The organism is Nocardia arseniciresistens (assembly GCF_046764875.1).
GTDB lineage: Bacteria > Actinomycetota > Actinomycetes > Mycobacteriales > Mycobacteriaceae > Nocardia > Nocardia arseniciresistens.
The window spans coordinates 361349-373956 of sequence record NZ_JBKORD010000005.1; the positions used below are offsets into that span (position 1 = coordinate 361349).

The 12608-nt window shown below is 67.1% G+C and carries 10 protein-coding genes; 6 read left to right on the forward strand and 4 right to left on the reverse strand.

Annotation, left to right across the window (positions count from 1 at the left end; genetic code table 11):
* Positions 1-109: 109 nt before the first annotated feature.
* Both pheS and pheT read left to right on the forward strand, forming a co-directional pair.
* Positions 110-1171, forward strand: coding sequence for a phenylalanine--tRNA ligase subunit alpha (pheS, locus tag ACLMAJ_RS11635; protein ID WP_412013599.1), 1062 nt, complete (start codon positions 110-112; stop codon positions 1169-1171).
* A 19-nt stretch (positions 1172-1190) separates the two neighbouring features.
* Positions 1191-3692, forward strand: coding sequence for a phenylalanine--tRNA ligase subunit beta (pheT, locus tag ACLMAJ_RS11640; protein WP_412013600.1), 2502 nt, complete (start codon positions 1191-1193; stop codon positions 3690-3692).
* A 14-nt stretch (positions 3693-3706) separates the two neighbouring features.
* On the opposite strand, the gene ACLMAJ_RS11645 is transcribed toward pheT, so the two are convergent.
* Positions 3707-4666, reverse strand: coding sequence for a hypothetical protein (locus ACLMAJ_RS11645; RefSeq protein WP_412013601.1), 960 nt, complete (start codon positions 4664-4666; stop codon positions 3707-3709).
* A gap of 128 nt (positions 4667-4794) precedes the next feature.
* Here ACLMAJ_RS11645 and ACLMAJ_RS11650 point away from each other — a divergent pair, with 128 nt between their 5' ends.
* The 4 genes from ACLMAJ_RS11650 (at position 4795) to ppc (ending at position 10240) form a co-directional block, all read left to right on the forward strand.
* Positions 4795-5568, forward strand: coding sequence for an alpha/beta hydrolase (locus tag ACLMAJ_RS11650; RefSeq protein WP_412013602.1), 774 nt, complete (start codon positions 4795-4797; stop codon positions 5566-5568).
* Positions 5569-5678: 110 nt separating this feature from the next.
* Positions 5679-6197 (forward strand): hypothetical protein, encoded by a 519-nt coding sequence (locus ACLMAJ_RS11655; RefSeq protein WP_412013603.1) that lies wholly within the window; start codon positions 5679-5681, stop codon positions 6195-6197.
* A 42-nt stretch (positions 6198-6239) separates the two neighbouring features.
* Positions 6240-7268, forward strand: a complete 1029-nt coding sequence (locus ACLMAJ_RS11660) for a hypothetical protein (protein ID WP_412013604.1) — start codon at positions 6240-6242, stop codon at positions 7266-7268.
* Between the two features lie 158 nt (positions 7269-7426).
* The gene (gene ppc, locus ACLMAJ_RS11665) at positions 7427-10240 is read left to right on the forward strand and encodes a phosphoenolpyruvate carboxylase (protein ID WP_412013605.1); all 2814 of its coding nucleotides are present in this window, start codon (positions 7427-7429) and stop codon (positions 10238-10240) included.
* Between the two features lie 15 nt (positions 10241-10255).
* On the opposite strand, the gene ACLMAJ_RS11670 is transcribed toward ppc, so the two are convergent.
* Genes ACLMAJ_RS11670 through ACLMAJ_RS11680 form a run of 3 tightly spaced genes read right to left on the reverse strand, consistent with a single transcriptional unit; the run spans position 10256 to position 12554 of the window.
* Positions 10256-10663 (reverse strand): RidA family protein, encoded by a 408-nt coding sequence (locus ACLMAJ_RS11670; RefSeq protein WP_412013607.1) that lies wholly within the window; start codon positions 10661-10663, stop codon positions 10256-10258.
* Between the two features lie 3 nt (positions 10664-10666).
* Entirely contained in the window at positions 10667-11437 is a 771-nt protein-coding gene (locus tag ACLMAJ_RS11675) for an IclR family transcriptional regulator (RefSeq protein ID WP_412013608.1), read from the reverse strand.
* A gap of 16 nt (positions 11438-11453) precedes the next feature.
* Complete coding sequence (locus ACLMAJ_RS11680) at positions 11454-12554, reverse strand: sugar kinase (RefSeq protein WP_412013609.1); 1101 nt, start codon at positions 12552-12554, stop codon at positions 11454-11456.
* Between the last annotated feature and the right edge of the window lie 54 nt (positions 12555-12608).

Consider the following 12608-nt stretch of genomic DNA (forward strand, 5'->3'; position numbering starts at 1 on the left):
TAATCCGGGTGAATGTGCCATTGCGCATCGAATACGATTGACCAGCAGCAATGTGGGTGAGCCATGAGGCGGACCCGCGAACCGATCCCCAGGGGAGAGTCGAACGACCGTGGCCGAGGACAACGACGCAGTCGAACCAGGCACAGCGCTGACCGAGGAGGCACTCGCCGCCGCAGCGGCGGCGGCCGAAAAGGCGTTTGCCGCTGCCGCCGATCTCGATGCGCTCGCCGTCGCGAAAACCGAGCATCTGGGTGGTAAGGCGCCGCTGGCCCTTGCCCAGCGCGCGCTCGGTAGCCTGCCGAAGGCCGAGAAGGCCGACGCGGGCAAGCGGGTCAATATCGCGCGGGCTCGGGTCTCCGAGGCGTTCGAGGCCCGTCGTGGCGTGCTGCTCGCCCAGCGCGATGCCGCGGTGCTCGTCGCCGAGGCGATCGACGTCACGCTGCCCGCACACAGGCAGCAGGTCGGTGCGCGGCACCCGATCACCGTGATCTCCGAGCAGATCGCCGACGTGTTCGTCGCGATGGGCTGGGAGGTTGCCGAGGGGCCCGAGGTCGAGACCGAGCATTTCAACTTCGATGCGCTGAACTTCCTTCCCGATCACCCGGCGCGCACCATGCAGGACACCTTCCATATCGCGCCGGAGGGCTCGCGGCAGGTGCTGCGCACGCATACCTCCCCGGTGCAGGTGCGCTCGATGCTCGAGCGCGAGCTGCCGATCTATGTGGTGTGCCCCGGCCGCACGTTCCGCACCGACGAACTCGACGCCACGCACACTCCGGTGTTCTCCCAGGTGGAGGGGCTGGCCGTGGACAAGGGCCTGACCATGGCGCACCTGCGCGGCACGCTGGACGCCTTCGCGCGCGCGCTGTTCGGACCCGAGACTCGAACTCGTATGCGCCCCAACTACTTTCCCTTCACCGAACCGTCGGCCGAGGTCGACGTCTGGTTCGCGGACAAGAAGGGCGGCGCGGGCTGGGTCGAGTGGGGCGGCTGCGGCATGGTGAACCCGAAGGTGCTGATCGCCAGCGGCATCGATCCCGAGGTGTACAGCGGGTTCGCGTTCGGTATGGGCATGGAGCGGACGCTGCAATTCCGCAACGGCATTCCGGACATGCGCGACATCGTCGAGGGCGACGTGCGTTTCACGCTGCCCTTCGGTATCCGGTCCTGAGCAGAGAGCGAAACGTCAAGTGCGAGTAGCGCAGTCCTGGCTGACTGAAATCATCCGGCGGACGACACCCGAGTGGTCGGTGACGCCGGAGGAGCTCGACGCGGGGTTCGTCCGCGTCGGGCTCGAGGTCGAAGAGGTCGACAAGCTCGAGCGGGTGACCGGTGACATCGACAAGCCCCTTGTCGTGGGGCGCGTCGCCGAGATCACCGAGCTGACCGAGTTCAAGAAGCCGATCCGGTTCTGCAAGGTCGATGTGGGCAACGTTGATCTGCAGGAGATCGTCTGCGGCGCAAGCAACTTCGCCGTTGGCGATCTGGTCGTCGTGGTGCTCCCCGGAGCGGTGCTGCCCGGCGGCTTCGCCATCGCCTCGCGTAAGACCTATGGGCATGTCTCCAACGGCATGATCTGCTCGGTCGCCGAACTCGGTATCGGCAAGGATCACGCGGGCATTCTGGTGCTCGAACCCGGCAGCGCGGAGCCGGGCGCCGACGCCAACGAACTGCTCGGCCTCGACGACACCATTATCGAACTGAACATCACTCCCGATCGCGGCTACTGCTTCTCGGTACGTGGCCTCGCTCGCGAACTCGCGTGTGGATTCGACCTCGAATACGCGGACCCTGCCGTGCGGACCCTGCCCGACGCCGAGCCGGATGCCTGGCCGGTTCGGCTCGAACCGGCTTCGAAGTGCACCCGTTTCGCGGTCCGCAGGGTCACCGGCATCGACCCGAACGCGGTGAGCCCGTGGTGGCTGCAGCGCAGGCTGCTGCTGTCCGGGCTGCGCCCGATCTCGCCCGCCGTCGACGTCACCAACTACGTCATGCTCGAACTCGGTCAGCCGCTGCACGCCTTCGATGCGGCCAAGCTGAACGGTGGCCTTGTGGTGCGCGCCGCCAACACGGGCGAGACGCTGCGCACCCTCGACGAGACCGAGCGGGTGCTCGACGCCGAGGACGTGGTGATCGCAGATGATTCGGGCGTCATCTCCCTTGCGGGCGTGATGGGCGGCGCGACAACGGAAGTCGGCGCCGAGTCGACCGATATCGTGCTGGAGGCCGCTACCTGGAATCCGCTGCTTGTCTACCGCACGTCGCGGCGGCACAAGCTCTCCTCGGAGGCGGGCAAGCGCTACGAACGAGTTGTCGATCCCGAGATCAATGTCATCGCGCTCGACCGCGCTGCCGCGCTGCTTGCCGAAATCGCCGGTGGCACTGTCGAATCCGCGCTCACCGATGTCCGGGTGCCGGTGCAGGCCGCCGACCCGATCCGGATGGACATCGACCTTGCCGACCGGGTCGCGGGGGTCACCTACCCGACGGGAACGTCGGCGCGCCGCCTCTCCCAGGTCGGTGCGAAGGTGGATGTCGGCGTCAGCGACAGCGGACACGGTCAGCTGGTCGTTACCCCGCCGAGCTGGCGGCCCGACCTGGCCCAGCCCGCCGACCTGGTGGAGGAGGTGCTGCGGCTGGAGGGCCTCGAGCAGATCCCCTCGGTGATCCCGACCGCACCCGCAGGGCGCGGCTTCACCGCGACCCAGCGCCGCCGCCGCGCGGTGAGCAGGGCGCTGGCCTTCGCCGGTTGTGTGGAGGTACCGCCGCCGGTGTTCCTGGCTGCGGGTGTGTTCGACACCTGGGGCCTGGATGCCGACGACCCGCGCCGCGCCACCACCCGGGTGCTGAACCCGCTCGACGCGGAGCGCCCGGAGCTGGCGACCACGCTGCTGCCCGGTCTGCTGGAAGTGGCCGCGCGCAACATCTCTCGCGGCGCACGTGATCTCGCGGTCTACGGCATCGCCCAGGTGGTGCTGACCGGTGCGAACGTCGAGCCGATCGCACCGCTGCCTGTCGATCGCCGCCCGACCGATGAGCAGATCGCGCAACTGATCGATTCGCTGCCCGCTCAGCCGGTGCATGTCGCCGCCGTGCTGACCGGCCGCCGTGACCCGCGTGGGCCGTGGGGTCCCGGTCGCCAGGCGGAGGCCGCCGACGCCTTCGCACTCGCCGACGCCGCCGCCGACGCGGCGGGTGTGATCATCGAACGCCGCGCCACCGCGCACCTGCCGTGGCATCCGGGCCGCTGCGCCGAACTGCTCGTCGACGGCGAGGTCGTCGGCCACGCGGGCGAACTGCACCCCGCCGTGCTGGAACGCGCGGGCCTGCCGCCGCGCACCTGCGCCGTCGAGTTCGATCTCGACGCATTGCCGCTGCGCGAATCTCGCCCGGTGCCAGTGGTTTCCCCGTTCCCGGCCGTGCTGCAAGACGTGTCGGTGAGCGTCGAGAAGTCGGTCGCCGCCGCATCGGTGGAGTCGGCACTGCGTGTCGGTGGTGGAGAATTGCTCGAAGACATCGCACTGTTCGACGTCTACGAGGGCACCCAAGCCGGCGAGGGCCGCAAGTCCCTCACCTACGCGCTGCGCTTCCGCGCCTCCGACCGCACCCTGACCGAGGACGAGGCAAGCGCCGCACGCGACGCCGCGGTCGAGGCCGCGGCAGGTGCTGTTGGTGCGGTCCTGCGCGGCTGAGGTGATCCGGACGGCTACGGCATGTTCGTAGTTGCTGGGAGCGGCGGGAATCCGGCTCGCCGAGCTCGCAGGTAACCACGCCAGGTGCCGTATCCGGCGGCGAGGCGATAAGCGGAGCGGGATGCGGGGATGTGGCAGCCCGCGACGGTGTGTGGTGCGTAAACCAGTCGCCCGCCGTCGTTTTCCATCCAGCCGGTGTATCTTCGCTGGGTTCGACCATAGGCGTACCTGGTGAAAGAGTGCGCGAGCAGACCGGCCCTGCGTCCGCCCTGCGGTGCCCATCCGGTCGGATTGGTCACGACGATGCCGTGCTCGTCGGTGTCGCGAACCTCGGCTGCGACGATCACCGGGAAGCCCTCGCTGTCGACCCAGGACAACAAGCGGTTCGGCTGGTCCGCCACAAAGCGTGCGGCGCGCTCGTGATCCACCCGCGGCCCAGTTCCCTTGGCGGGCGGCCGTTGTGGTGCGGGATGTGCGCCCGGTAGCGCATTGCCGTAGGTGGTGTGGGGGCCGCCGCACTGCAGATCGGGCCAGACCATGATGCGCTCGACGGCGATGTTGATCCCGATCCGCCAGTGATACCGACGCAGCCACAGTTCCCACAGCGGACCGACGTCGCGTGGCCCCGCGAAGTGCTCCCAGGCACCCTGATGTGTGACAAGCCAATTGCGGTCGTGCAAGGGGGAAAGCGACGCTTCGCCTTGGACCAGCACGTACTCCTGGCGATCGCTGTGTGAATGCGCGCGCGTGTGATAGGCGATCGCGACCTTCGGATTCTGTTGGAGGCGAGTCAGTTTCGTGAACATCGCGATCGAACTGCTCACCGATGTCATCGTGCCTGCCGCTCGGTCCCCTAACCCGAGGTTGATCATCGGGGTGAGCACCACTCCGTGTGCGGGCGTGACATAGCCGAAGGCAACGGCCTGGTCGCTCGCGAAGATGTCGTCGGCCACGTCGGACCACATACTCGCCATGGGGAGCCCCTGAATTCATGCTGCACGCGCAACTGCTTCGGCCCATGCTAAGCGCCGGAAGTCATAGCTGTCGGCGATTGGCAGGTCCCGTCGACGGCGAAGGACGGGCAGCGAGTAAGAAGAGTTCCATGCGGCATCCGGCGAGCCCAATCCTGCACGCGCTGACCTACCTGCCTCAGCGGGAGGTCGCGCAGACCCCGGCCATCCTCGGGATGGCCTACACCGACCTGTCGATTGCGACCCGGGACGGAGAGACGCTGCACGGCTGGTGGCTTCCGGCCCGCAGGTCCATCGGGCATGTGCTGTTCGCGCACGGGAACGCGGGCAATATCGGTGATCGGATTCCGATTTTCGCTCTGCTCACCGAGGCCGGTTTCGATGTGCTCGCCTTCGACTATCGGGGCTTCGGGCACAGCACAGGGCGGCCGACCGAGCACGGGACCTATCTCGATTCCCGTGCGGCGCTGCGGGTTCTACTCGAACAGCCCGGTGTCGACGCCGATCGGGTGCTGTATCTGGGGAAGTCGCTCGGCGGCGCGGTAATGCTCGAGCTGTCGAGCGCGCATCCGCCCGCCGGGCTGGTTCTCATGTCCACCTTCACCGGCATCCGCGATGCGGCCAGGTCGGTGTACCCGCTGCTGCCTCGGCCGTTTGTTCCGGACGCCTACCCGAGTCTGCGCCGCATAAAGACGCTGCGTGCGCCTTTGCTGCTGATGCACGGCGACCAGGACGAACTCCTCCCGCTCCGCCATGCCGAACGGCTCTACGCCGCGGCGCCGGAACCGAAGCGGTTGCTGGTCGTGCCTGGTGCCGGGCACAACGACCTCATCACGATGGGCGGGTTGGTCTGGGCGGGCACGATTCGCGACTGGGCCGGTGACGCGGGCATCACGTCGGCGTAATTGTGGATCACTCGTGGTGACGGCCGAGCACGCAGACCCGAAGTCGGTCGGGGCCATGACGGCGGCGTTCTGTGGGGCATAGCCGCGCCTGCGCTGCGTAACCTGGCCATATGAGCGATACCAGCGAGATTGTCGAGCGGTTGGCGGCGTTGTCGGATGAGGAGTTGGTGGCTGTGCTGCTGGCCGCGACGGTGGGCCGCCCGACGCTGGCCGTGGTGCACGCGGCTGCGAGCGTGTCGCAGGGAGGCGGTGATGCGATCGCCGATGTCGATGTGACTCCTGCCACTGAATCATCGCCCGAGCGTGAGTTCCAATCGACGTCCGAGGTATCCGGGCAGGTCGGAGGGATTTCTGCGGTACCTCCGGTACCGGTACCGCCGACCGGTATCCCGGCAGGACCGGAGCTGGGCGGATATTCCACCGGTGGAGTCCCTACTTTCGAGTCAGTTCGCGATAAGGTCGAGCAGCGCGTCGGTACCGCGCAGGGGATGGGCGAACTCGACCGGCAGACCCCGGCGGGCCGCAGCGCTGACGAACAGTGGGAAGCGCGCGAGAAGGCCGCGCGTGAGCGCCTGGACCAGATACGGAAGTCGTTGCACGGCAACGATACCGAGAAAACCGAGCCGTAATCTGCGCCGAACCGGACAACGAATGTGTGAGGGTGGAACTCGATGAGCGAGCCGCGAGAGATCGCCGACCGACTGCTGGATGCCCAGGTGGAATTCCTGCTGGCCGAAGTGACCGGCGAGCGTTTCGCGGAGGTGATCGCCCGCGATGTGGATGCGGTCATCGCCGTCGCCGACACCCTGATCTTCCGTGACGTGGTCGAGCTCGACCATGCCAAGCAGACGGTGGCGACAATCGTCGATCTGATCGGCGGCAGTCCTGTCCTCGCCGATATGGTCGGGGTGTTCTCCGATTCGATCTACGACCACATCGCCACCAATAACGACTACACCCTCGGTCAGGTCGTGGATCGGGAACCGGTCGAGGCACTGCTGGAGAAGATCTTCGGAATGCATCAGGCGCAGGAGCGCATCCTCGATCGGCTCACCGAGAGCCCGCTGGTCGCCACCGTCGCCTCCAAGTTCGTGGACAAGCTGATCAACGACTTCATGCAGACCAATCGGGAGCGTGCCGAGAAGATCCCCGGTGTTTCCTCGCTGATGTCGTTCGGGCAGTCCGCGGCCAACCGTGCCATGAAGGCCGCCGACGGCACCTTCGTCGGTGACCTGGCAGGCAAGGGCGCCATGTTCGCGCTCAAGCGCACGAACAACGCCATCCGCGAAATGCTGCGTGACGCACCGGTGCACTCGGCCGCCATGGAATTCTGGGACCTGCACGCCGACGAGCCGGTCAGCGGCCTTCGCGAGTACCTCAGCCAGAAGGACCTCAACGAGCTGGTGCTGATCTGCTACGAGATCGCCGTCACCACCCGGGAGAAGGAGTACTTCGGGCTGCTCGTCGACGAGTGCGTCGAGGTGTTCTTCACCAAGTACGGCGACTACACCCTCGCGGCGATGCTGCCCGAGCTCGGCCTTTCCGGTGACGACATCGCCACCGAGATCCTGCGCTACGGTCCCGCGGTGATCGAGGGCGCCAAGCGCAATGGCGTGCTCGGCAAGCTGATTCGCGAGCGCCTCGAGCCGTTCTACAGCTCCGAGGTGGTGCTCGGGATCCTCGGCGGCGCGGCCGGCTGACGCGGTTTCCGCTGTCGCGCATGGTGGCGGCGACACGCTGAGAGTTGTCTCGATGGCGCTCACCTCGTGGCCGGTGTGGGCGCGGCAGGGGTGAAGGTCGGGGAGGATGCGGCCGACATCACCGCCGAGCTCTGATCTCGGCGCAGTAGGGTCGGTGCATGAGCGAACCGCGGATCGAGACGGATCAGGACGCGACCCGGCCGCTGCGGGACGACATCCGATTTCTCGGTGGCGTCCTCGGCGACACCATCCGTGATCACGAAGGTCCCGAGGTGTTCGATCTCATCGAACGGGTGCGGATCGAGGCCTTCCGGGTGCGCCGCGAGGAGGTCGAACGTAGCGCGGTCGCGGAGATACTCGACGGCGTCGACATCGCCGTCGCACTTCCGCTGATCCGTGCGTTCAGTTACTTCGTGCTGCTTGCCAACCTGGCCGAGGACATCCAACGCGACCGCCGTCGCGCCGTGCACGAGGCGGCGGGGGAGCTGCCGCAGGATTCGTCGCTGGCCGCCACCTACCGCAAGTTGGACGCGGCCGCGCTCGACGGAACAGAAGTCGCCGAACTGCTCGCCGATGCGCTGGTGTCCCCGGTGATCACCGCGCATCCGACCGAAACCCGCCGCCGCACCGTATTCGACGTGCAGACCCGCATCACCGAGCTGATGCGGCTACGGCAGCGCTACACCGAGACCGAGCGCGAGCGCATCGAATTCGAGCTGAAGATCCGCCGCCAGGTGCTCACGCTGTGGCGCACCGCGCTGATCCGGTTGCAGCGCTTGCGGATTCAGGACGAGATCGCGGTCGGACTGCGTTATTACGAGATCACACTGTTCGACGTCATTCCCGCGATCAATGCCGAGGTGCGGGCGGCGCTGCGGTCGCGCTGGCCCGGTGTCGAACTGTTGTCGCGGCCGATCCTTCGTCCCGGTTCATGGATCGGCGGCGACCGCGATGGAAACCCCTATGTGACAGCGGAAGTGGTCGGTACCGCGGCCGGCCAGGCGGCGGCGGTTGCCTTCGGCCGCTACCTGCGCGAGCTGGTGGAGTTGGAGAAGTCGCTGTCGCAGTCCGCACGCCTTGTTCCTGTGACACCGGAGGTGGCCGCGCTCGCGGCGACGGGTTATCCCGACCCGGCAACGCATGCGGATGAACCGTATCGCCGTGCCCTGCACGGGATTCGGGTTCGACTGGAGGCAACGGCGGGCCAGGCCCTCGGCGTTGTCCCCGGCGGATCGGGCGGGGGCCGACCAGAGGGGTTGTCGCAGCCGGCCACAGGTGTGGCAGCGGTTGCCGAGCCGTATTCGACACCGCAGGCAGTGCTGGACGACTTGGACGCGATCGACGCCTCGATGCGGGCCAGCGGTGACGGTCTACTCGCCGATGACCGGCTCGCGGCACTGCGGCACGCGATCGAGACCTTCGGTTTCCATCTGCAAGGCCTCGATATGCGCCAGAACTCGGATGTGCACGAGCAGGTCGTCGCGGAGTTGCTTGCCTGGTCCGGTGTGCATCCGGATTATGCGAGCCTGTCCGAATCGCAGCGGGTCGAGCTGCTCGCCACCGAGCTGCGCACCCGCCGTCCGCTGCTCGGCCCGCACGCGCGACTCAGCGAGCTCGCTACCAAGGAGCTCGACATCGTCCGTGCCGCACGGGATGTCGTGCAGACCTTCGGCACGGAAGCGGTGCCGAACTACATCATCAGCATGTGCACTTCGGTCAGCGACATGCTCGAGGCGGCGCTGTTGCTGAAGGAGGGCGGGCTGCTCGATCCCGGCGAGCCGGACGGTCCGCCGAGCTGCTCGGTGGACATCGTGCCGCTGTTCGAAACCATCGAGGACCTCGGTGCGGGCGCCGCGACACTGGCCGCGGCGCTGGAGGTTCCCGTCTATCGAGAGCTGGTGGCCGCCAAAGGGATGCGGCAGGAGGTGATGCTCGGCTACTCCGACTCGAACAAGGATGGCGGGTACCTGGCCGCCAACTGGGCGCTGTACCGGGCCGAGCTGGACCTGATCGAGGTGGCGCGCAAGACCGGAATCCGCCTGCGCCTGTTCCACGGTCGCGGCGGCACCGTCGGTCGCGGTGGTGGCCGCAGCTACGACGCGATTCTCGCGCAACCCGCGGGTGCCGTGCGGGGTTCGCTGCGGCTGACCGAGCAGGGCGAAGTCATCGCCGCCAAGTACGCGGAACCCGGTGCCGCGCACCGCAATCTGGAATCACTCATCGCGGGCACGTTGGAATCGACGCTGCTGGATGTCGAGGGACTCGGACCCGACGCCGAGCCATCCTACGAACTCATGGACGATCTGGCCGCCCGCGCCCGCGCCGCCTATTCGCGGTTGGTGCACGAAACTCCGGGATTCGTCCAGTATTTCCGTCAGTCGACGCCGGTCGCCGAGGTCGGTGACCTGAACATCGGCAGCAGGCCCGCCTCGCGTAAACCGACGAACTCGGTCTACGACCTGCGGGCCATCCCGTGGGTGATGTCCTGGAGTCAGGCGCGCGTCATGTTGCCCGGCTGGTACGGCACCGGATCAGCGTTGGAGGAGTGGATCGGCGGCGACCCCGACCGCCTCGCCACCCTCGCCGATCTCTACCGACGCTGGCCGTTCTTTCGCACCGTGCTGTCGAACCTGGCCCAGGTTATGGCCAAGAGCGACCTCGACATCGCCGCCCGCTACGCCGAACTGGTCGACGATGTCGCCTTGCGCGAGCAGATCTTCGGCATGATCGGTGACGAGCACGCCCGCACCATCCGCATGCACGCCGCCATCACCGGCAACGACCAGTTGCTCGCCGACAACCCGAGCTTGGCCGAGTCCATCCACAACCGCTTCCCGTACTTGGAGCCGCTGAACCAGATGCAGGTGGAGTTGCTACGCCGACTGCGCGCGGGCGACGACTCGGAACTGGTCAAGCGTGGCATCCTGCTGACGATGAACGGCCTGGCCACCGCGCTACGTAATTCCGGCTGACCGGGGTGGCGCAGCCTATTCGGTGACGATGGCGATCGCGTCGATCTCGACCAGCATCTCTTCGCGCGGCAAGCCGGTGAAAACCGTGGTGCGGCTGGGGAGCACATCGCCGGTGGTGTTGGCCTTGACGAATTCGCCATAGGCGTCGTTCATGGTGGCGAAGTCGTCGCGGGTGGTGAGGTAGACGCGCAACATCACCACGTCGTCGAAGGTGGCGCCGCTGGCGTCGATGATCGCCTTCACGTTCTGGAGCGTCCGGATGGTTTGTGCCGCAACGTCACCTGGGTGCAGGTACTCGTTGGTCACCGGGTCCACCGGGCCCTGGCCGGAGACCTGGACGAACGGTCCCTTGCGGACCCCCTGGGAGAAGGTGTGCGCGGGGGCGGGGGCGTCGGTGGTGCGGACGGCGATCTTCTCACTCATGGGTCAGCCTTTCGTAGCGGTGGACATTCGGTTGGGAGTCCAGCCGAGTTCGGTGGAAATGGCCTCGGCCGCCGCACGCAGTCGCGGCAGTTCGGCCAGCACCTGGTCGTGGTCGAGCAGCATGTCCGGCACGGACATCGACACCGCTGCGACCACCGCGCCGGTGCCGTTGCGCACCGGAACCCCGATGCAGTTGACGAAGCTCTCGTGCTCCTCGTGATCCTCCGCATAGCCTTGCGTGGCAACGAGTTCCAGCTCGGCAAGGTATTGCTCGGGAGTGCGGATGGTGCGCTCGGTGAACTTGCGGTAGTCCAGGCGATCCGCGACCGCCCGCCATTCCGTGCGCGGCTGGGCGCAGACGAGCACCTTCCCGACGGCAGTGCAGTGCAGCGGTGCGGGTCGCCCGATCCGGGAGTACATCCGCACGCTCTGAATCGCGTCGAACTTGTCGATGTAGATGGCCTCGCCCGATTCGTAGGTGGCCAGGTGAATCGTCTGTCCGGTATCGGAATTCAGCGCGCTCAGATGCGGGCGCGCGATGGTGCGGACATCACGCTGTTCGAGCGCCCGGTTGGCCAACTCGAAAAGCTTGGAACCCAAAACGTATTGATGCTGGCTGTCATGGGTGACGAAGCGTTGCGACTCCATGGTCTGCAGCAGCCGCAGCACCGTCGATTTGTGCACCCCGAGCTCGGTCGCCAGCTGATCCAGTGACCGCGAATCCTCTCCGAGTGACATGAGAATGGTCAACGCACGCAACAGACTTTGGCTCATGACTTTGCCTTACCGCTCATAACGCCACATTCTGGGCCACCACCGCGTCGGCGTAATGCACTCGGGCCCAGGCGGCCTCATCCAGCGTCGCCAGCGACTCCAATACCTCGGGTACGGGCAGTTCCGCGACGTCGCCCGCCCCTGTCAGCGCCGCGGCGGCGCACAGATGCCCAAGGCGCAGCCGTTGCGCCAGCGGACGCCCGTGCAGCAGCGCCGACAGATACCCGCCCGCGAACGCATCGCCTGCCCCGATCCGTTCGGTGACGTCGAGTCCGAGCGCGGGCACTTCCACCCGATTGCCGCCGGAGAACCCGGTCACCGAGTGCTCGTTGTTCTTCACGACCAGATGCTCGGGTTCCGGGAACAGGGCACGCAACCGGTCCGCGTCGTCGATATCGAACACCTCGCCCGCCTCGTCGGCGCCGAGGAATACCACGTCGCTGCCGCGCACATGCCTGGCGAGCACGTCCGCCGCCCGCTCGGATCGCCCGGCCCACAGCGCCGGTCGGAAGTTCAGGTCGAAGCTGACCAGTCGGCCGCGGCGCGGCATCGCGATCAGCGCCTCGGTGAGCCCGGTGGTCGACTCCGACAGCGCGGTGGTGATCCCGGTGAAGTGCACGGCATCACAGCGGTCGAGCACACTGGCCGCGGCAGTGGCGGCGAGGTCGGCGGTGGACAGCGCGCTGGCGGCGGACCCGGTGCGGTAGTACAGCATCCGGCTGACCCGCTCGGCCAGGTCTGTTGACTTGCCGGAGCCGCTACCGCGCTCCTTGACATAGACCGCGGTCGGCCGGGCAGGGTCGGTCACGACCGCGGACACATCTACGCCGCGATCGGCGAGGTGTCCCACCAGGTAGCGGCCGAATCCGTCGTCGCCGACCCGGGAGATCCACGCGGCATCGACACCGAGCTGAGTGAGCACGGTAGCCACATTCGACTCGGCGCCGCCCGCGGTGCGCTCGAAGCTCTCCGAGTCCTCCAGCGGGCCGGGCCTGGCCACCAGGACGGCAAGCCCTTCCCCGATGGTCACCGCCCTCGACCGGGTCGATGTACGCCACATCACATCGATCTCCTTCCTGCCCTTGCGGCCAACGGCCATCCCGTGCAGAATAGCCACACAAAACACGATATGCAACCAGCGTTGCAAAATATGCAATGCATGGAATGCATG